This is a genomic window from Oceanobacillus aidingensis, from assembly GCF_042654105.1.
Classification (GTDB): domain Bacteria; phylum Bacillota; class Bacilli; order Bacillales; family Amphibacillaceae; genus Oceanobacillus; species Oceanobacillus oncorhynchi.
This window is the reverse complement of record NZ_JBHSFT010000049.1, coordinates 55212-77130: the sequence shown is the minus strand read 5'-3', so window position 1 is coordinate 77130 and position 21919 is coordinate 55212. Positions and strand designations below refer to the sequence as shown.

Genomic DNA, 21919 nt, shown 5'->3' with positions numbered 1-21919 from the left:
TCTTTGAATTCTTTATTTTTAGTTAATAATTTCTATGTAAGAACGCGTTACAGTTTTCCCTTGCTGTAACGCGTTCTTTGATTAATCTCTGTCATAAGGCAAAAATACCGTTACGGTGGTGCCACGACCTTTTTCTGATTGTACCGAAATAGCCCCCTGATGCAGCTTGGCGATTTGCAGGGCAATGCTCATGCCAAGCCCTGTCCCTTCATTTCTTTCCTCTGTATTGGTGCCGCGATAATAGCGGGTGAACAAATGCTTTTGCGTTTCCTCATCCATTCCCGTTCCATTATCGGTAATTCTGATTTCCAGTGCTTTTTCTTCTTCAGATTGAGCAACTTCTACCTTTACAGCAGTTGCTTGCGGATTATGTTTCCAGGCATTATACATCAGATTATCAATCATTCTTTCAAACAACCGTTCATTCACTTCTATTTTTCTATCTGGATGAATCGGTTCATATACAACTGGATAATCCTTAAAGGTGACATCCTTTTGAAACTTCTCTAAGATTTGCTCCATATATTCATTGATACTCACCGCGTTAAACGTTAAGCTGCTGGCATCATTTTTCAATCGAAAGCTGAGCGTAAAGTCTTCAATTAAATCTACCATATAATCACTTTTTTCAGTGATGGTATCTCCAATCTCTTGAAGCTCCTGCTTCGACCAATCGTATTCCTTATTTCCCAGCAAGCGCCCATAGCCCTCCATGGTGGTCAGAGGTGTGCGGAGGTCATGGGAGATCCCTGCCACCCATTCCTCTCTGCTTTTTTCCAGCTGTTCTCTTTCTTTTCGGGAAGCATCCAGCTTTTCTGCCATCTCATCAAATGCCTGAAAAACCTCTTTATACAACTTATATCTTCTTTTTAATTTGCCATTTTTTCGATATACTTTTTTCTTCTCCTGTGCTGTTAAAACTTCCTTATAGTTTCCATCCCCCATCCGGTTGAGCCAATTTGAAAAAATAAACAAAGGGCTTCCATAACGAAAACTCGTCCAAAAAGAGATTAAGAATGTTACTAGCAATATAACCCCAGTTAAACCAACGAATACTAGCGTAATATCTCTATACAATGTTAATGGCATATCCTGACTTTGTTCATTTGAAGTATATAAAATCCACGAATTACCTGAACCTCTATCTAGGTAAGTATACTGTTTTTCAGTGAAAAGATCGGGAGAAGTGTCTTTTTCAATTATTTCTAATGGCTGCCCTTCTATTTGCTCCTGATTACCAAACTGTTGAATAATAGCTCCTGTTTCATCATAAATAGAAAGTGTTCCTTCAAGCTGGTTTAATTTCTCTTCCACCTCAGGCTGGTCTGTTTCGGAAATCCTGCCGTTTGCATTCGTATTTTCTGATAATTCATTAATAAGAATTTTTCCTGGTTCTTGGTAACCTAGCACAAATAAATATGCATCGTCACTCGCAAATAAAAGCTCTTCTAATGTATATTTGATAGCATATTCCCCTAGCTGCTCTCTCTCCTTCATTTGTACAATGTCAAAACTGCTGTAATTCTCTTTTATATCTTCCGGTACATTTGCAGATTCAACCACTTTTCCCTCTTCATCAATAATTTGCAGCCACGTTTTCTCAGGTAATGCATCGCTGATTTCGTTCCCAAATTCTTTATATTCGTACGGATCGCCAATCTCAATTGCAAGTTCTTCTAGCTGCGTTTGATAATAATCCTCATCTCTTTCCACATTAGAAAGGGAATACAAACCGATAAAAAAAGCAGCGACTACAACAACAATCATCAACAAAGAAATAAACCCAAACTGAATTGAAAAATGAAAAAACAACCGGCTCCGTAATTTCTTCATGAGACATTTCCTTTCACCAATTTATACCCCAATCCCCGAACAGTGAGTAAAAATTCTGGTTTACTCGGATTGACCTCAATTCTTTCTCTGATTCTTCTAATATGTACCGAAACCGTATTCTCATCTGCAAAATGTTCAAAGCCCCAAACCGCCTCCAATAAATCTGCTTTGGAAAAAATTCTATTTGGATGCTTACATAAATAAAGAAGCAGCAAATAGACCTGTGTCGGGCATGGAACATCCTCTCCATTAACCGTTAACATACCTGCGCTTTCATCTAGCACAAAACGACCGAAGTTATATTTGCTGGATTTCTCTGGTATAGCGGCTTCTGTTTTAGCAGATCTTCTTAAATACGCTTTAATCCTTGCCGCCACCTCTAACGGATTAAATGGTTTGGTGACATAATCATCACCCCCTGTTGCAAATCCTGTTAACACATCTAAATCAGAAACTTTTGCCGTTAAAAAGAGAATATACGCATTTGTCAGCTCTCTGATTTTCGGGCAAAAATCAAAGCCGCTCCCATCCGGAAGCATGACGTCCAAAATAATCACTTCTATTTTATGTTGCTTTAATATCTGAATGGCTTCCTGCCCGGTATAAGCTTTATGTACACGCTGAAATCCTTCTTTCTTCAGCATCATTTCTAACATAGTTACAATTGCTTTCTCATCATCCACAATCAAAATATCTGTTTGATCCTCCATGTATGACACCTCCATTGGTATCGTACCATAGCAAGTTTACGAACAGTTGAACAAATCGAAGCTTTTTTAATTTATTGGTAATGTTCTGTTCAACTAGCAGACAGCTGCGTTTGCTAGAGTGAACGTAAAGAAACATAAGAAGGAGTAGTGGATATGAAGCACCAAGCAGAAACGGTTTTAACAGCCATTGGCATTTTATTATTTGGCGTACTATTCGCAGGAAGCATCCTGTTGTATGGCAATGTCGAAGGAAGCCCCAAGACGCTGGAGTTAGTCCAGTCTTTTATGGAGGATGAAAATATAGTTGAATTCAGCGAACAACAAATCATCACTTATATAGGTTATTTATTTATCTATTTAGCTGTCATTTCCTTCACCTGGATAATCTTAGGGTCCGCAGCTATTTACTTATTGAAAAAAGAAACCAGAGGAAAATCGGCTGGGGTTCTATTAATTGGAATAGCCATACTTGGCACGCTTTCAACAATCGGTTTAGGGATTTTTGGCGGTATGATCTATTTGATTGCCGGAATCATGGTGATAACCCGCAGCGCTTCTGCCAGCAAGCATACCTAGGAAACGAGGAGATGAATTTATGTTTACAGTCGCTTTTAGAGAGTTTAAAAGTTTATTTACGAGCATTCGCTCAGGTTTAATAATTGCCGTCTTATTTGGTGTCACAGTCGGTGCTGCCAGATTAGTCCGCCAATTTGAAGCTCCCCTTCAGGATTTAGGACTTGGACAGGATGCTTACGTGATGGGATTAATGCTCTTATTGATTTTAGCCGCGCCTTTGTTTGTAACCAGCTTATCCCACAACATCGTCAATAAAGAAATGGATACACGAACCATCCGTTTTTTAGCAACAAAGACAAGTCGGAATCATATTATTCTTGGCAAATTTATCGGGAGTTTTTTATTTTGGGCTGTATGCCTTACTGTCGCTTTGTTACTTATCATTCCATTTTCAAAATCGTTTTCTATTTTAAATCTGATTCAAGCGATTATTTTTGTGTCTTACTTTATCGGCCTGACACTATTTCTATCAACCGTTATTCCAAAGCCATCTTTAAGTATGTTTTTAGGAATCATTATTTCGGTTGCTCTGCCGGTGCTTGGTTTATGGAGTACAGGGACAGACAATCTTTTTGTGAAGGCCATTGGCTATATTACACCTTATTTTTATTACATACAGGAAGAAACGCACAGTTACTATGCTTATTTCGTAGTGCTTTTCCCCGTTTTATTTATTGTATTAAGCTTATTCATCTTTAGAAAGAGGGATTTATAAATGGAAGCTTTGCAAACACATCAGTTAACTAAAACATACGGAAAGAAAATAGTTGTCGATTCCGTTGATTTACACATTCCCGAGGGTACGATTTTTGGCTTTCTCGGGAAAAATGGAGCAGGTAAATCCACGTTTATTAATATGGTAACCGGGCTTATCAAGCCCAGCTCCGGTTCCTTTGAAGTTTTAGGTCAGCCTGAAAAAAGGCTGGAATCGATTCAAAAAGAAATTGGTGTACTGCCGGATTACTCTACCTTTTATGATGATTTAACAGCATACCATCATTTAAACTACTTTCAAAAATTAGTCAAACAATCGCTTTCCAAACAGGATATTATCCATGTTCTCACCCAAGTCGGTTTAGAGGACGCTGTCCATGTCAAAGTGAAAAAGTATTCGTTTGGAATGAAAAAGAAACTGGGCATCGCTCAAAGCATTATTCATCAGCCTAAGCTGCTCTTTTTAGACGAACCAACATCCGGCGTGGATGCCAACGCCGTTTTGAACATTCATGCATTAATCAAGGAAATTGCTGCACAAGGAACTACGATTCTATTAACCTCTCACAATTTAAATGAAGTAGAGAAATTATGTGATGAGATTGCGATTATGAACAAGGGAAGCATTCAAACACAGGGAACGATGAAACAGCTGCGGGAACAGTATCAGCAGGACATCGTGATTCATATTCATCATCGCTCCCTCTCTGAAAAGGAGCAAGTACACTTACAGACTTCCTTCACAGAGCTTGTCGAAAAAATTCAAATCGAAGAAACATCTTCCGAAATCATTGTGGCTTCAAAAGAGTATATTCCGCATGTAAATAAACAATTTGTAAGACAGGACATCGATGTATTTCGGTTAGAAGTAGAAGAACCGTCCCTTGAGGAAATTTTTCTTAATCTAGAGTAAATGAAGTCTGTATAACAAAGCAGGAAAAATGAAAGGTGATTTAATTTGATAAAAGACATTCCAGCACCACAACGCAAACTATCCAAATATAGTATCAAGGTTTGGCTTATGAATGAAGTCCTTTCGAATGTAATTGGTTTAGGTATACTTGGTCTATTCCTCTATCTTAGCTATTATTTTTCATGGAGAGAATGGATAGTTTGGATCATCATGGGGCTGATTTTGTTCACGATTATTGATATGAGCTTCACCCCTTTCAAGCTCCAAAGACGGTATCAGCATTGGCGTTTTGGGGTCAGTGAGGAATTTTTACAATTAAGGTCAGGAGCGCTTTTTCAAAAACATCAGATGATACCCATGACGAAGATCCAATCCGTATCCATTCATCAAGGACCATTCATGAGAAAATATCAGCTTTATCAGCTGAAGGTCAACACGATAACAACAAAGCATACCATTCCCGCCTTAGATGAAACAGAGGCCATGGAACTGCGACAGCAAATCGCAACCTATGCGAATGTAAAGGAGCGGGACGCATGAATCAAGAAAAACGGTATCATCCCCTGCTTATGATCTACGATATTTGGCGCTTGATTAAAAACATGTTCTTCTTATTCTTGTTTTTATTTATTATTCGAGCAAATTCTGATTTTTGGCTGTTTACCTATGGACGTTTGGCAATCGTTTTGATATTTATGCTTATTCTTTTGGCCATTCCCATTCGATGGTTTACCAGCAAATATAAAGTTGGAAATGAAAATCTGCAGCTAAACCGGCGTCTCGTGATAACAAGCAGCCGAACGATACCCTATGCAACAATTCAGCATACCAGGCGGAAAGCTTCCCTATTCCATCGCATGGTCAACATGACCTCACTTACGTTGGAAACGAGCACAGCTGGAGATAATAGCACGGTAACCTTTCATGTTCTAACACAGAAAGAAGCACAGGAAATGGAAAAACACATTCGTGCAACAAGAAGCTTGAACCGTTCAGAAAATACCTATGAGAAAGAATTCCCGGGAGATCCTATCGTTCATTTCTCGCCGACAGCCTATGATATTTTCAAAGCTTCCTTAGCATCCTTTAGTTTTATAGCTGTGTTTCCCATTGTATGGTCGCTTCTATCAAACTTCATACAATTCTTTTCTTTCGGCGCACAAGCGGAAGATGTGTTCACCGATATTCTGGACGCTTGGCCCTGGTGGATTATTCTCGTTTCCATCATCTTGATCATACTGATTGCGATAGCTGCCGGCACCGTGTTAACCATATTTCGATTTGGCAAATATGAAATTGCTTCTGATATCGAAAAGATTTACGTTACACAGGGATTTTCAGAGAGAACTACCTTTCGTATTTCCAAAGCAAATGTGCAAGCTGTCAGCGTACATCAATCATGGATCAAACGAGCTCTTGGAATTGCGGAAATAAAATTGATTTGTGCAGGAAATACAGGCAGTGAAGATGCAGAAGTGAACAGACTGTATCCTTTTCTTCCTGTACAGCGTGCATACACAATGATTGAAGAAATATTACCGTCTTATCAGGTAACTTCAGAAACGAATCGTTTGCCTAAACAAGCTTGGCTGCTTCAGATGCTAAAGCCCAGCTGGGTTTGGATGATTGCAACAGGCTTGCTTTATTATGTTAAACCTGACTTTTTAGGCTTGGAAATACCCTGGTGGATATTTTCTGTCTTTATTTTCATTCTGGTAATCATGTCAAGACTGCTTTATTTCTATCAGACGCGCTATACAGTGAACGACTCCATTGTACAGATTAAGACTGGCGGTTTTAATACAAAATTTTTCTTATCTAAGAGAACTAAAATAGCGGAATTGCAGCTGACACGTCATATCGTACAGCAAAAGCTGGGATTAGCTTCTATCGTAGTAAGCAATCGCGCAAGACCTGTTATGTATACAAGGATCAACAACCTTCCCATTGGATGGTGCCAAGATTTTAGCAGATGGTATACGTTAAAGAGATAGTGCATCCGCATTTATTTAGAGTTGAAAGCTTCTGCTTACATCTCAAAACAGGCGTGATTCCTCCATCATAGAATGACAGAGGAATCACGCCTGTTCCTTTCATGAAGCACTATTTTTGCTTTTTAAAAGAAGTAAAAAAAGAACCTTGCTTCCTATTGCTAATAATAAGGAAACATAAGAAAAAACCTGTTCAGCTTTCGTTTTATTTCTGACAAAACAAATGATACTTATCATCAAAAAATAGAATGGGAAAAATCACGGATATATTTCTGGAAAAGCGGCAAGTTTCATGATGGCCATGATACCTGTTAAAAAATAGATATTCGTATTCCTTTTTCCTTCCATGCGGGCATTTTGTTTATCCTAACAGATCCTTCATATCCTACACAAATGATGTAAATAATAATTTTTAGGGTATAACATAGTAAGGTAACCGTAAATAACGATGAATGATGTATTGAAGGAGGGTGATATATCATGAAAATATTCCAAAGTATCTTATCTGGTTTCTGCTTTGTAATGATTTATGTCCTTATTATACTTTGCGCACCACTCATTCTAACATTGCTTCATCTGTTAGGTCTGCCTCAGCATGCTTCTATCTTTGGCTCCGGTTTATTTGAAATGGAGACGAGTCAAGGCGGATTTTACTCTCAAATATCTTTATTAGGATGTTTTCTCTCCTTTTTCACGGGGGCAATCTTTTACTATATTTTATATCCGATAAAGGAAAAGCGCAGAAAATAATAGCCGAATTGTCTATTTTAATAAACGCAAAAAGTTTCCCCTGACCTTTCCGTTAATGGGAAGGTCTGAGGAATCTTTTGATAAAGAAACGCATACCTATTGCCCGCTGTTTTTCTGTATAATCCCGCTTTCCAATATTTGAATAATTCTTTCTGTCTCTATCTCTTCTTCATCCCAATTTATTTCCGGAAGAAACACATAACGCGCCACAATATACGATAAGATCGATGTAGCAACCGTGCGTATAATTGTGTCTGTCTTCATGTCAGCCAGCTGTCCTTTGTCTTGATAATACGTGACGATTTCCCTCAGTTTATCAAAAATATCATTCCCTACATATTCAATAAACTTTTCTTTTAAATCGGGATGAAATGGAATTTCTTGCACTAAAATCTTTAACATCGGCAAATTCTTTTGGATGAATTCTTTTCGATTCTCAATCATCGCCCGAATAAAATCTTGAATATATTCAAATTCCTGATCAAGCACCTTATTCAGATCTTTTTTTATCATGGGAGCAAGCCATTTCACCATCATTGGCGAAACAACCGCCATCAGCAGTCCTTTTTTCGATTTAAAATGCTTAAAAATCGTTCCTTCTGCCACCTCTGCTTTCGTGGCAATTTCACTCGTTGATGTGCCTGCATACCCTTTTTCTGCAAATAAATCCGTTGCAGCTTCTAATATTGCGATTTGTTTTTTCGTTAATTTTGGTTCATTGTTTTCCATTTTAACTCGCCTCTTATCACGTTAGACATATCTATCTATACTATATCGGATAAGTTACTGGTTTGTCATGAATAATGGGATGATTTGATAACTTTATTCGCAGCTTGGTTGCAAAGTGGATTGATTGTTTGATAGCTCTTTCCATCTCTAACAGATTTGTCTCATCTACCGAATAATCTAAAAGCTTATTACAATCCTTCAAATCAATAATTGCTTGTTTTTATATCCTGCTCTTCACATTATTCTTTGGGAAATCTTCTATATCCTTATACATCTCTATAAGCACATTTCTTTAACAAATCATTTTAATTGTAAAGCTTCCTTCTTATAATCAAAAAAATTCATTTTGAAATAAAATGAAACTTCGCCAATATGATAAACTTGCTTTAAGTATCAAGATAAAACGAAATGTCAATTAGTGAAGTTTTCAGAATCATTATCAATGATAATAAATTTTTTTATTATGAAGGGACGTGATTTTTTGAAGTTTATTGACATGAACGGTAAGAAGATAGAAATTCTATCTAAAAGGAATGGTAAACCAGCAATACTTATTTTGACTGGAATGGGGTCTCCTTTTTATGAATGGGAAGAAATTATCTCTGCTCTCGAGGAAAACAGTCAAATTATCATGTTTCATCGTCCAGGGCTAGGTGAAAGTGAGTTCACTAATACAAAAAAGTCTACTGAAAATGTTACAAAAGAAATTATACAGATACTAGAGAAATTAAATATAACCGAGCCTGTCGTTCTTATAGGACATTCCTATGGCGGTTTATGTGCACAGCATTTATCAAAAATATATCCAAATAAAATAAGAGGATTATTACTATTAGATTCTACCTCTGTAGATTTGTATAAACTAGACCAACTAGATTTACCCTATCTAAACGAAAACGATTCAGACGCGGCATGGATTGAAAAATGTATAGAATACGCTTCATTATCTCCCTTAGAACTTTCGAAACAGTTAGCGCCTATTTTGACAGAAAATCAAAAAAAGCTTCCGCAAAATATTCAGGAAAAATTAATTGCATTTTATATAAACCCTTTATTATATAAAACCATGGTTCAAGAAATTACAAGTTGGGAAAAAGATGCTGAAACAATTAAATCCTTACCTTTCACCGGTTCATTTCCAGTAACGATTATTGGTCGGGATAAGAAAAAATGTATATCAAATCATGTGAAGAGCGGCATCCCAAAAGATGAGGCAGAATTATTGGAAGAAACCTGGCATCAATTAATTATCGAGCAACAAGCTATTTATAAAAATGCTAAACTGCTTTTTGCTTTAGATGCTGGCCACGATATTTATTTCGATCAGCCTCAGTTAGTAATTAAAGAAATAAAAGAGTTAATCCATAAAAGACTATCTTGAAAAAGAGGCGTAAGATATCCTCATATTTAGAGTATAATTTTTGATTCTTTGATATAAAACAGAAGCTGACTTTAAAAAGTCAGCTAGATCCCTTTTAAAATATGATAAACAGAGAAACATAGAAATCCCAGCCCTATAACAAGCAATGCTCCGCCTATAACAATATTAGTTGCAATATACCCTTGTTGAATCATATTGAATTGTACCGAATCCATCGTGCCTCCAGTAGTGGCCAAATAATTATTTGCTCCTTCTACCCCACCGCTAACGCTGGTTTTCAGCTTGAAATAGCCCGCTATCGTCAGGATAGTGGATAGAATAAGAATCCCGTATCTTTTTATAATCTCCATGATTATCCGCCTTTCCATATGTAAGCTATTCATGTCATTTTATCAAATTCTATTACAAACATAGCATTATTATACTGTATTTCATAATAAACCTGTCTTTTATCAAGTTTTATCAAGAAATCTGCTGGGAATAGTATTACAAGAAAAACCAGTAACCCATTTGCTATTGTATTGTTGAAATATTTGAAGTGAGTTTACATATTTAGCAAGCCTTCTATCCAGTTATAAGGATAAATATTACTAATTGAAGGTTCACAAAAAAGAGACAATCAAGCTTTACTAAAGCATAGGGGGCCACACAATGGAATCCAAAGAAAATAGTGAAAATCAAGAAAATAAACCCCATTATACAATACGCAACTGGGTCGGACTCATCCTGGGACCAGTATTATTTGCACTCGTTTATTTCCTTATTCCTGAAAACGTTTTACCGCATGAACAGAAGGTAGTACTGGGAGTAACATTGCTAGTCGCGACTTTCTGGGTGACAGAACCTGTCCCAATGGCTGCAACTTCCGTATTGCCGCTTGTCCTGTTTCCTGCTTTTCATGGTGTGGATATCGATACCGTAGCACCTGCTTACGGCAGCTCCGTCATCTTTATGTATGGAGGCGGTTTTGTCATTGCCCTGGCCATACAAAAGTGGAATCTGCATCGGCGTATTGCGCTCAATATTATTAAAATGATTGGAACAAAAAGCAATCGGATGATCCTGGGAATTCTGATTGCCACAGCAGGAATCTCCATGTTCGTTTCCAATGCTGCCACAGCTTTGATGATGCTGCCGGTGGCTATCGCACTCATTGATGAAGTAAAGGATAAAGAAATACTTAAGGGGCAAAACTTTGATTTTTTTTCAAAAGGCATCTTACTCGCTGTAGCCTATGCAGCTACAATTGGCGGTCTTGCCACACTGGTATCTGCCGTTCCAAACGCGCTCTTGGCAGGTATTGCATCTTCACAGCTTGACCGGACAGTTACCTTTGCAGAGTGGCTGTTCTTCACAGGACCAATTGCAATTATCCTGTTAGTTATCTTATATTTTTATCTTACAAAGGTTAAATTTAAAGTGAAATCCTCAGAAGAAGCCGATGGTGCATTAAGCTTCGTAAAAGATGAACTTCATAAGCTTGGCAAGCTCAGGTCGGACGAAATAAAGGTTGGAATTGTCTTCCTGATTACTGTCATGTTATGGATTATTTCTCCATTTGTTTCCAGCATTGGATTCATGCCTGAAAGTATTAGTGCGTTTTTTGACAATTTGGATGATGCGACCATTTCTATCTTTGGGGCAGCACTCTTATTCTTCCTGCCAAGCTCAAATAAAGCTGAACGTATCCTCGAATGGAAAGACACGACGGAATTGCCTTGGGGGATTCTTATTCTTTTTGGGGGCGGTATGTCAATCGCAACAGCATTTAGTGAATCAGGATTGAATGATTCTATCGGGGAAGTCCTGCAGATGCTTCAAGGCATGCAATATATCTTTGTAATACTGTTACTTGTTGTGTTTGTACTCAGCATTACCGAAATTCTTTCAAATACCGCTGTCTCTAACTTAATCCTGCCGCTGACTGTCGGCCTCGGGATTGCTATTGGAATTGATCCGCTTCCGTTTATGGCAGCCGCAGCATTATCTGCAGGATCTTGTTATATGCTTCCTGTTGCTACTCCGCCGAACACAGCAGTGTTCAGCGCTGGATATTTAGAAGTTTCCGACATGGCAAAAGCCGGTGTATGGCTGAACCTCATATCCGTTGTGGTCATCACTGCTGCCGTATACTTCTGGATGCCAATTGTTTTCAGTTTATAAGATAAGTGAAAATACAATGCTCTGTACGCTAATCAGCTAATGATAATAAACCAAAATAAAAGGGTTCCGATTATCTAATTAGGATAATTGGAACCCTTTTAAGTTATTTTTAGTGAGCTATGATTCAAGGTTTTCCTCTTAAGTCATGCTGCTAAAGCGAGCTGGTAGACCCGCCATCAATCGGAAACTCGGCGCCTGTCGTATACGAAGAATCATCTGATGCTAAGAACAACACTGTTTTTGCCACTTCAGCCCGTTTTCCTAAACGTCCAAGCGGATAAGTATTCCCAACTTCATCTGCGGTCTTCCCTTGCTGCTCTGCTCCATAATCCGCCATTTGTGTGTCAATATAACCTGGATGAATCGAATTCACACGAATCTGATCCTTGGCAACTTCCATCGCAACGTCCTTACTCATAATACGGACTGCACCTTTACTTGCACCGTATAATGCATGTCCAGGCGCTCCGCCCAGTCCTGCAACAGAGGAAGCATTAATGATTGAACCACTTTTTTGCTTCTGCATCACAGGCAATACATGCTTCATCCCTAAGAATGTGCCTGTCACATTGATATTCATTAATTTATTCCATGTCTCTAATTCGATTTCCGTGATTGGCTTAATAATATATATCCCTGCGTTGTTGAACAAAACATCAATGGTTCCAAATTGGTCAACGCCCTTTTTAACAACCTCTTGCCAATCCGCTTCTTTACTGACATCATGCTTTATCGAAATAGCTTCTGCTCCAAGCTCGTTGACTTCCTTTTCTGTTTCTTTGACACCATCGACATTCACATCTGTCAAAATAAGCTTTGCGCCTTCTTTTGCAAATAAATGAGCTGTTTCTTTTCCAATCCCTGTCCCAGCTCCAGTAATCAACGTAACTTTGTCCTGCACTCTCATCTTAACCCCTCCTTGAACTCAATAAACAAATCATAAAATTTGCTTCCTTTGTATTTTTTCCCCTCCTTTGTATATTTAAACAGACAAAAATTTTTCAAATATATTTCAAAAATTCATTGTTGTACATCTCTTTTTTATTTGTAACAAAATCTGGATGTGGTACCATATTATCATACATAGGCTGTAATAAAATAAACTGATTAGAAGAAGAACCAAAGGAGGGAATCCACATCGAAAACAACCTACATAAACCAATCAAAGATACAAATCAGCCTCCTTCCGAAACAAATGATGCGCTCCGTCGCATAACAACGATTGCTTTTATTATTTGTCTTATTTTCATGGGAAGCGGAATCTATTTTTTATTCTTACAACCTATTAACTGGATACTTGTAAGCATTTTTGCTGTTATCAGCTTTATATCCGGCCTGATTTTTGCTTTTTTTATGCAGCAGAAAAAATACTTAGAAAGATATGAAATTTTCTATGAATTAAATGAAAAAGGGTATTTCCAAACTGCTATTGATCATAAGGCCGGACAAAGGGAAGAAACATCCATCTTATTTGATTCTGTCTGGGAAGTCATTATAGGAAATAGTATCAAAGAATCTTCCTCTAATAAAAAATTGTATTATGCAGGAAAACTTATGGTTTTTAAATACAAAGACAATCAATATTATATGAGAGAATTTTTTAATGAAGAAGAATTTTACGATTGGGCAGCCCGTTTTCAAGATAAAGGATTGCCATTGTTTCAAACAGATGATGATCTCCGTCCTGCCCTTTTAGAACGTCAAAAATATCATACGGACTTTAACCAGCTCAAAGGAGAGCCATGGAACGGGGAGGAATTCCCACAAAAAATAGGAAGAAAAATATATAAGAATCCTTTTCATCCATGGGAGCCTGATGAGAAAAAACCTGAAGTTTCATTGAGAAAAAAGACAAGAAAATGGGAAATTCGAATAGGAATACTTCTGTTAGCTTATGCATTCATTCTTGGTTTAACTGTACTTCCCTGGCAGCCTGTCGCTGACGATAATACCTTTTGGGAAATGGGGTTATTATTTGTTATTGGCGTGTATGGTATCAACATACTGCTGCCGATTATTACTGTTTTTTGGAGGGCTTATACGAAATGGTTTCTCCCGTTCATTTATTTCGCTGTCCTCTTTGCTGGCCATAGTATTCCTGTATGGATTATCTGGATATTCGCCGACATTCCGCCGTTAGGTATCTTTATTATTGCGACGGAGATTATTATTCTTTTGTTTGGATGGATTCCCGGGTATATCCTGCTTAAAGTAGGAAAAGGAATTTTTATGTTCATTAGAAAGCTTACTATAAAAGAAAATAACCAAATGTTATAAGAGAATAACACAAACACTGTCACAGCTCCAAAATAAGATAAGTCACCTCTATTTGCACAGTACGATAGAGGTGACTTATCTTATTTTGTATTATCTATTTTTAGGAATCCTCAGCGTCACCTCTGTCCCCTCTCCTGCTGTACTTTTAATATTCATTCCGTGTCCAAAAAGCTTTTTCCATCTCTGATTCGTATTCAGTAAACCCACACCCTCTTTTTCATCCTCTTTATTTAATAATCCGGCCAGTACCTCTGCTTCCATCCCTGCTCCATCATCGATAATTTTAATGTAGTAACCATCTACTAATTGTTTCCCTTGCAGCCAAAGTGTACCTGGTTTATTTTGGGAGATAATCCCATGATTGATCGCATTTTCGACAATTGTCTGGATAGATAGCGGCGGTACAAAGATATCCTGAACGTCATCAAAATCCTTATGCACGGTCAGCTTCTCCATAAATCGCTGCTGCATGATATACATATAGGAATCTACTAACTCCAGCTCTTCCTCCAGCGATACTAACGGCTTTGTATTATTGCTGTGGAAGCTTCTGGAAAGGTATCTGCCAAATTCATTCAGCAGATTCATCATCCGGTCGATATCTATATTGCTTAAGGCAGCAATGGCATTCAAAGTATTAAACATAAAATGCGGTTTGATTTGAGCTTGTAACCAAGCCGCTTCCATCCGCAATTGTTCATCGACAGAATGACTTAAGTCTGTTAATGCCCTGACCCGGGCTTGTAATTCTAATGCTTCAACTGGCTTGGCGATATAATCATTTGCCCCGGATATAAAACCAGTATAAATATCCTCCGTTTGGTTACGAGCTGTTAATAATAGAACAGGTAATTCGGAAAGACTAAAGCGTTCTCTAACACGTTTCGTTAATTCGTAGCCGGAGAATGGCGACATCATCACATCCGAGATGACCAAATCATAGGATTGTCTCTCCAGCCACTCTATAACAGTCTCCGGATCCGTTGTACAATGTAGCTGATAATCCGGTTCTAAAAGATTTTGCATTACTTTTAAATTAACAGGATCATCATCCACAACCAGCAGGAAAGGCTTGCCTGTTGCGGGATTTTTATCATGCCATCCCATGGTATGAATGGCAGAGTCATCATAAATGCTGCCTTGTTTCCCACTCTCTGACTGTACCAAATTCATACCTGCTGTTGAGCCTAATGGCATACTAAAAGAAAAGGACGTTCCTTTGCCCAGTTCAGAATCCACATTCATTTCACCGCCATGGAGCTCAACCAATTGTCTGCAGATATTTAACCCTAATCCGATTCCCCCGCTATCCACATCAGACTTACTGAGTTTTTCATAAGGAAGAAAGATTCGTTCCAAAGCATCCGGAGCAATCCCGGCTCCTGTATCCTGAATCGTAATAACAGCCATATCTTCCTGCTCTGCAGCAGAAATAATAACCTTGCCGCGTTCTGTATATTTCACTGCATTATGAATCAGATTAAACAAAATTCGAATCAGCCGATTTTCATCTGCATATAGAGGCGGAAAATCCAACTCAATTTCATTATGTACGGTAATGGACTTTTTTGGAGAGGTAAACTGCACCATCTCGATGACACCGTCTGTAATAGAATACAATGAGAGATTCTCTTTTTGTAACGGAATCTTCCGCTCTTTTAGTCTTGTAATATCCAGAATATCATTTAAAGTAAATGTTAATCGATGGCCAATTTGAGCTAAAAGCTGTAAATTATTGACCGTCTCAGGAGTTAAGCTGTCCCCATGTTTATTAATAATTGATTGAGCAATATTCACCATTCCATGTAAAGGATTGCGAATCTCATGAGACGTATTCGCTAAGAATTGGTCCTTTTTCTTATCTTCTTCAATTAACCTCACTGCCTGCTCTTCACTCAGCTGTGTCAATTGAATATGACGTTTAATTAATAGAATAGCGATGATAACAATGGGCACAAAAAAATCAAAGGGATAAAAAGGAAAGTCTATTTGACCTGTTTGTATTGCCGCTCCCCACACTACATTAGAGGTATAGCTGCATATCAAGAGTAAAATCAGAATCCCGTTCTTATCTCCGCGGACAATCTGCCTGAGCGTAATGATAAACAGATAAGCAATAGCAACAGCATCATATACAAACACCAGCATCGATAAAACGGTAAAATGCTCCAGTGAAAAGACGGTCAAGGTCAATACCGCCATCACGATAGCAATGACGCCCAACACCTTGATAAACTTCTGATGCATTTGATACAAATACTGAATAAATTTAATCAAGACAAATAACACCAGAATATAGATGGCAACCAGCAGCCGGAAGGAGACATCTGCACTAAATGGCAATTGAACAAATACTTCATCGTCTAATAAATTCCCCACAGCAATCAAGAATGACATGAATCCAAAATAAATTAATTCGGTTTGCCGCTTCCCTTTATTCATAAGGAAAATGGCAAAAGCATACAGGGCATGCAAGAAGAGAATGATAATAACGGTTAACTGAAGGAAGCGGGACAGATTGGTTTCCTGATTGACAGCTTCTGCCGTTCCAAAGGAAACCGTCTGATCGACTCCACCTGCAAACGGAAGCTCATGATTCGAAATTTGCAAGATAATTTCTAGTTCACGCTTATCCGGATCCGCATAAAACAGACTGGTAATCGGCCCGCGGATATGTGACTGTTCCGTTTTCTCGGCAGTTGGGTAATTCACCGATTCTACAAGCTGATTATTTACCCTGATATTCACTGCCGTATGTATGTTATTCAGACGAAGTCCCAGAAAAGGAGGACTCGCATCCGGCAGCAGCACCTTCAAATAATAACTGCCATATCCCAAGCTGTTTGCCTGATTTTCATTAACCATCCTCAGCTCATTTTGCCAATCACCAGGAACCTGAATCAGTGTTTGGTTCACTACAGAAGAATTAGCTGGTGTATCTATGAATTGATTGGGGTAAAAAATCCACTCCCCATTTAAAGAAATCGTCTCTTTGTCAGAAAAATTCCAATCTGTTAAATCAAGTACACCCTCTGTGATGACAGGCTGCTCTCCTTTGTTATGGTAATTAATCCACATAATTCGAAAACTGATCAGGCACGTAAAAAATAATAATAAAATGGCAAAAACCTTGAAGTATGTATAGGTATTCTTATTTTTCATCGCAGCGACCGCCCTGCCGTTATTTGTTAAAGAACAGCCTTCTTTATAAGAATCAGCACCCATTGAGGGGTGCTGAAAGACAGCAAGATTGCTCCATTCCAGAACATCTCACTTCACGACTTGGCCAATTCTTTTATATTTTTTAGAATAAAATCTATCATAAAAAGCATGGTATATTAACAAGATACTCTCTTTTCCTAGTATTATAGCAAATAATACTACATTAAACCCTGCAGAATGAATATAAAGTCATGAAAAATACCTATTCCCTATTTTATAAAAGACAGTTGTCACTCATATTAATACATACCATAAAAAGATTATTTTATTCCATTTCTTTAAAATGTTCTTCAATCACATACGCTGTTTCTTCAATCGATTTATCTGTCACATCAATCGTAAAAATACCAAATCGTTTGAAAACCTGTTGTGAATAGTCGAGTTCGTTATATATTTTTTCTAAATCGGTATAACTGGTGGAATGATTTAAACCTAATGAATCTAAACGATTACTTCTAATTCTAGATAAATTATCTGGATGGCAAACTAAACCCACCAGCTTATGCGGATCTACATCTTCCAGTATCTGTGGTAAGGGAACCTCCGGAATCAGAGGTAAATTGGAAACTTTATACCCTTTATTCGCTAAATACATACTTAATGGTGTCTTTGAGGTTCGTGATACACCTAACAAGACTAAATCGGAATCTATAAAGCCTTGCGGGTTCTTGCCATCATCATATTTCACCGCAAATTCAATAGCTGCGATGCGGTTAAAGTATTCCGTATCTAATTTATGAACTGTTCCAGGTTCTTCAATGGGTCTCGAACCGGTTCTTGCTTGAATCATTTCAAAAAATGGGTGCATCAAATCTAAATACATGAGACCTGTCTGCTGACTGAAATTCCGGGCAGTTTCAGCTAGACGATGATTAACTAAGGTGCTAACAACAATCGCTTTATCCTTTAAGGCATCCCGCAAAATTCCCAATAACTCCTCTTCTCGATTTACTAATGGAAAGCGATAGCTTTTATTAAAATTCAAATCCGGATATTGTGCACTGACGGCTGTTAGTAACTTTTGTGATGTTTCTCCGAGTGAATCAGAAATAGAGTAGATGATGATTTCATTTTTCATAATAGATGGATATCCCCTTTTATTTATTTATTTAATTCTGCATTTCTGGCTTGCTGCGTAATGTAATTAAGTATTCGAGACTTCGTAATTTTACCAATCACTTTTTTGTGATTTTCTTCTTCAACGACTGGCAGTGAATCAACTTCAAAATCTTGTAAGATAGTGGCTGCTTCCAGTATATTGATATTTTTTTGACAGACTTTAATATGCGGCATTCGTGTCATACACACTACAACTGGCGTATTATCAATATCTGAATTTAATGATGCCCTTAATAAATCCTTCCTGGATAAAACACCCACGAGAAGTTTTTCTTCATCCACCACGTACAGGGAACCAACATCATAAATAAACAAATTAGTGATGGCATCTCGAATCGATGTATTTTGGTTAATCACTAAGGGTGGAATCATAATTTCATCGATTTTCGTATCAAAGGTCTTAAAAAAGAAAAAGGCTTCTAAATCCGAACCTGAATACGTATAGCCGATTTTAGGTGTAGCTTGTAAAACACCTGCTAATGTCAAAAACGATAAATCTGAACGTAACGTAGCTCTAGAAACATCTAACAGCTCAGATATTTTTTCCCCGCTGACCGGCTGATAATCTTTTACTAATTGGATGATTTGTTCTTGTCTTTCACTTAATTTCATACTTGGACCTCCAAATAAAGCTATCAAACAATGTTATTATTATGTTTTCATTATACACATATTAATGAATCTTTTAAACTAATAATCACATATTTATGTATTGACACACATATTTTTGTCATATATGATGATTATTAAATAAATGTGACACACAATTAAATCATTGGAGGTTTCTTATGGAAAAATTAATTTATACATTTGATGAAGGACGAAGCGGGAACAAAGAATTGCTGGGCGGCAAAGGAGCCAATCTTGCAGAAATGACTCATTTGGGATTACCTGTACCTGAGGGCTTTACGATTACTACAGAATGTTGTATGAATTTTTTAGCAGATGCTTCCTTTTTTGAAAAGCAATTAAAAGCAGAAGTTTTGAAAGCGATTCAAAATTTAGAGTCAGAAACAGGGAAATCTTTTACATCTACTGAAAATATTCTATTAGTTTCTGTTCGAAGCGGCGCTGTCTTTTCCATGCCCGGCATGATGGATACCATTTTAAATCTTGGCTTAAATGATCATAGAGTTCAAGATTTTGCCAAATTGACCAATGTGAACTTTGCCTATGACTGCTACCGCCGTCTCTTGCAAATGTTCGGTGATGTCGTTTACGGAATCCATAAAGAACAATTCAATGTATTGCTGCATCAAATGGAGAAGAGTTTGAATAAAAAAGTAACTGATTTTAACGAAGCAGAGCATGTAGAATTGATTGAATCGTATAAGAATTTGTTCTCTAAGAATAAAGTAGCCTTTCCACAGGATCCAATGGAGCAATTATTCGAAGCAACGAAGGCTGTTTTTAAATCCTGGAATAACCAGCGGGCGAAGGTATATCGCGACCTGCACCATATTCCTCATCATTTAGGAACAGCGGTTAATGTCCAGTCAATGGTCTTTGGCAACAGCGGTGAGGAAAGCGGAACAGGAGTGGTCTTCACTCGCAATCCTTCTGTCGGTGATAATAAATTATTTGGTGAATTTCTAATCAATGCGCAGGGAGAGGATGTCGTTGCAGGGATTCGTACACCGGAGCCGATTGAATCTTTGCAAACCATTTTGCCAGAAGCTTATAATGATTTTATTAAACATTCTCATAAACTGGAGCAGCACTATAAGGATATGCAGGATATCGAATTTACAATCGAAAATGGTAAGCTGTATATTCTGCAGACCAGAAATGGAAAACGCACCGCCAAAGCTACCTTGAAAATAGCTTTAGATTTAGCAGCTGAAGGTTTAATCTCAAAGGAAGAAGCGATTATGCGCGTCTCTCCTGAGGTGATCGATCAATTGATTCATCCGGTCTTTGATACCGAAAAACTGACAGCAGTGGATGCTTTCGCAACAGGTTTACCTGCCAGCCCAGGCGCAGCAACCGGATCAATCGTCTTTACAGCTGATAAAGCAAAAGAATACACTGCTTTAGGAAAAAAAGTGATTCTGGTTCGTCAAGAAACCTCGCCAGAAGATATTGAAGGCATGGTGGTCAGCGAAGCAATTGTTACGAGCCGCGGCGGAATGACATCGCACGCAGCAGTTGTTGCCAGAGGAATGGGAACTTGCTGTGTCACCGGCTGTGAAGCATTAACAGTCAATGAAAGTGCCAAAACTGTATTATGTGGTAACCATACCCTGACGGAAGGCGATATGATTTCTGTTGACGGCAGTACTGGAAGTTTATATCTAGGGGAAATCCCGACAATTGTTCCTGAAAACGATCAGAGCTTGCAGCAATTACTTACTTGGGCAGACGAATGCGCTGAGTTGAAGGTTCGTGCGAATGCTGAAACATTACAAGACTTACAAACAGCGATTGATTTTGGTGCAACAGGAATTGGTTTAGCCCGAACAGAGCATATGTTTTTTGGGGAAGAGCGTGTACTGGAAATGCGCCGCTTGATTCTCGCTAAAGATGAAGAGGAAGTCCAGGCCGCTTTAAATAAATTACTAAGCTTCCAGCAAGAAGATTTCTATCAAATGTTAAAAACAGTTCAAGATAAACCAATGGTGATTCGTTTGCTTGATCCGCCAATGCATGAATTTTTGCCGCATGATGCCAATGAAATCAAGTCATTGGCTGATCAACTAAACAGATACCCGTCTGCTGTGGAGAAACAAATCGAAAAATTACAAGAAACCAACCCAATGCTGGGCCATCGGGGCTGCCGCTTAGGTATTACTGAACCGCTCATTTATCAAATGCAAGTCAAAGCAATTTTCAATAGTGCCATTCAATTAGCAAAAGAAGGCTTGACGATTTGTCCAGAAATCATGGTTCCTTTAATTTCAGAAAAAGCCGAGCTGGACTACGTTAAAAGCTTTTTAACCGAAACCATCGAAGCTACATTCAAGGAGCATCAAATGGAGCCCTTCCCTTACGAAATCGGGACCATGATCGAATTACCGCGCGCATGTATCATTGCTGACCAATTAGCAGAAAATGCCGATTTCTTCAGCTTCGGTACCAATGATTTAACTCAAATGACATTTGGATTTTCTCGCGATGATATCGGTAAGTTTATCAATACCTATAAAGAAAAACAGATTATGCAGCAAGACCCGTTCCAGGTTCTGGATCAAAGCGGTGTCGGCGAATTGATTAAGCTCGCTGTCGACAAAGCAAGACAAACGAAAGAAAACATGATGATCGGTATTTGCGGCGAAGTTGGCGGCAATCCAGAATCGATTGCTTTCTTCCAACAAATCGGCATTGATTATGTTTCTTGTTCACCATACCGTATTCCAGCCGCTCGTTTAGCTGTAGCGCAAGCAGTATTAAAATAGAAAAACATACTATAAAAAATAGCAGCACAGACCAAAGCCATGGTCTGTGCTGCTATTTTTTATAGTAGAGATGAAGGAAAGCTGACCAGCTCCTTGGAATCATTGTCAAATTCGGATTATAAATCAGCTTAGCCTCCCCTCTTATT

The 21919-nt window shown here is 38.1% G+C and carries 18 protein-coding genes; 10 read left to right on the top strand and 8 right to left on the bottom strand.

Features of this window, described 5'->3' with window-relative positions; translation table 11 throughout:
* Window positions 1-81: 81 nt before the first annotated feature.
* Together ACFO3P_RS19825 and ACFO3P_RS19820 are read right to left on the bottom strand one after the other, a co-directional pair.
* Window positions 82-1833: a sensor histidine kinase gene (locus tag ACFO3P_RS19825; protein WP_193064107.1), complete on the bottom strand. Its 1752-nt coding sequence runs from the start codon at window positions 1831-1833 to the stop codon at window positions 82-84.
* Entirely contained in the window at window positions 1830-2543 is a 714-nt protein-coding gene (locus tag ACFO3P_RS19820) for a response regulator transcription factor (protein ID WP_042533577.1), read from the bottom strand. The genes ACFO3P_RS19825 and ACFO3P_RS19820 overlap by 4 nt, the downstream gene beginning before the upstream one ends.
* 153 nt (window positions 2544-2696) lie before the next feature.
* Here ACFO3P_RS19820 and ACFO3P_RS19815 point away from each other — a divergent pair, with 153 nt between their 5' ends.
* From ACFO3P_RS19815 to ACFO3P_RS19790, 6 genes are all read left to right on the top strand, one after another.
* Window positions 2697-3119, top strand: a complete 423-nt coding sequence (locus tag ACFO3P_RS19815; RefSeq protein ID WP_052485040.1) for a DUF4064 domain-containing protein — start codon at window positions 2697-2699, stop codon at window positions 3117-3119.
* Window positions 3120-3138: 19 nt separating this feature from the next.
* A complete protein-coding gene (locus tag ACFO3P_RS19810) occupies window positions 3139-3834 on the top strand; it encodes an ABC transporter permease (RefSeq protein WP_042533576.1) in 696 nt (231 codons plus the stop codon).
* Window positions 3835-4746, top strand: a complete 912-nt coding sequence (locus ACFO3P_RS19805; RefSeq protein ID WP_042533575.1) for an ABC transporter ATP-binding protein — start codon at window positions 3835-3837, stop codon at window positions 4744-4746.
* A gap of 45 nt (window positions 4747-4791) precedes the next feature.
* Entirely contained in the window at window positions 4792-5286 is a 495-nt protein-coding gene (locus tag ACFO3P_RS19800) for a PH domain-containing protein (protein ID WP_042533574.1), read from the top strand.
* Window positions 5283-6740: a PH domain-containing protein gene (locus ACFO3P_RS19795; RefSeq protein WP_289584631.1), complete on the top strand. Its 1458-nt coding sequence runs from the start codon at window positions 5283-5285 to the stop codon at window positions 6738-6740. Before ACFO3P_RS19800 ends, ACFO3P_RS19795 begins: the two co-directional genes overlap by 4 nt.
* 477 nt (window positions 6741-7217) lie before the next feature.
* Entirely contained in the window at window positions 7218-7487 is a 270-nt protein-coding gene (locus ACFO3P_RS19790) for a hypothetical protein (RefSeq protein ID WP_042533572.1), read from the top strand.
* Between the two features lie 96 nt (window positions 7488-7583).
* Here the strand turns inward: ACFO3P_RS19790 and ACFO3P_RS19785 are convergent, their stop codons facing one another.
* Window positions 7584-8216 (bottom strand): TetR/AcrR family transcriptional regulator, encoded by a 633-nt coding sequence (locus ACFO3P_RS19785; protein WP_042533571.1) that lies wholly within the window; start codon window positions 8214-8216, stop codon window positions 7584-7586.
* Between the two features lie 481 nt (window positions 8217-8697).
* On the opposite strand from ACFO3P_RS19785, the gene ACFO3P_RS19780 reads away from it, so the two are divergent.
* Window positions 8698-9597: an alpha/beta fold hydrolase gene (locus tag ACFO3P_RS19780; RefSeq protein WP_193064110.1), complete on the top strand. Its 900-nt coding sequence runs from the start codon at window positions 8698-8700 to the stop codon at window positions 9595-9597.
* Window positions 9598-9680: 83 nt separating this feature from the next.
* Here ACFO3P_RS19780 and ACFO3P_RS19775 read toward each other — a convergent pair whose 3' ends face one another.
* The gene (locus ACFO3P_RS19775; protein WP_193064111.1) at window positions 9681-9947 is read right to left on the bottom strand and encodes a hypothetical protein; all 267 of its coding nucleotides are present in this window, start codon (window positions 9945-9947) and stop codon (window positions 9681-9683) included.
* A 301-nt stretch (window positions 9948-10248) separates the two neighbouring features.
* Between ACFO3P_RS19775 and ACFO3P_RS19770 the strand changes: the two genes are divergently transcribed.
* Window positions 10249-11760 (top strand): SLC13 family permease, encoded by a 1512-nt coding sequence (locus ACFO3P_RS19770; protein WP_193064112.1) that lies wholly within the window; start codon window positions 10249-10251, stop codon window positions 11758-11760.
* Between the two features lie 151 nt (window positions 11761-11911).
* On the opposite strand, the gene ACFO3P_RS19765 is transcribed toward ACFO3P_RS19770, so the two are convergent.
* Entirely contained in the window at window positions 11912-12667 is a 756-nt protein-coding gene (locus ACFO3P_RS19765) for an SDR family NAD(P)-dependent oxidoreductase (RefSeq protein ID WP_289584632.1), read from the bottom strand.
* A 341-nt stretch (window positions 12668-13008) separates the two neighbouring features.
* Between ACFO3P_RS19765 and ACFO3P_RS19760 the strand changes: the two genes are divergently transcribed.
* Window positions 13009-14037 carry a hypothetical protein gene (locus tag ACFO3P_RS19760; protein ID WP_289584633.1) on the top strand — a complete coding sequence of 343 codons (1029 nt, stop codon included), beginning with the start codon at window positions 13009-13011 and terminating at the stop codon, window positions 14035-14037.
* A gap of 90 nt (window positions 14038-14127) precedes the next feature.
* On the opposite strand, the gene ACFO3P_RS19755 is transcribed toward ACFO3P_RS19760, so the two are convergent.
* From ACFO3P_RS19755 to ACFO3P_RS19745, 3 genes are all read right to left on the bottom strand, one after another.
* Entirely contained in the window at window positions 14128-17199 is a 3072-nt protein-coding gene (locus ACFO3P_RS19755; RefSeq protein ID WP_289584634.1) for a hybrid sensor histidine kinase/response regulator, read from the bottom strand.
* Between the two features lie 325 nt (window positions 17200-17524).
* Window positions 17525-18337: a pyruvate, water dikinase regulatory protein gene (locus ACFO3P_RS19750; RefSeq protein ID WP_256706111.1), complete on the bottom strand. Its 813-nt coding sequence runs from the start codon at window positions 18335-18337 to the stop codon at window positions 17525-17527.
* A gap of 23 nt (window positions 18338-18360) precedes the next feature.
* Window positions 18361-18990, bottom strand: a complete 630-nt coding sequence (locus tag ACFO3P_RS19745; protein ID WP_256706110.1) for a CBS domain-containing protein — start codon at window positions 18988-18990, stop codon at window positions 18361-18363.
* 176 nt (window positions 18991-19166) lie between these two features.
* On the opposite strand from ACFO3P_RS19745, the gene ppdK reads away from it, so the two are divergent.
* On the top strand, window positions 19167-21773 hold the full coding sequence (gene ppdK, locus ACFO3P_RS19740) for a pyruvate, phosphate dikinase (protein WP_289584636.1): 2607 nt from the start codon (window positions 19167-19169) through the stop codon (window positions 21771-21773).
* Window positions 21774-21919 lie beyond the last annotated feature (146 nt).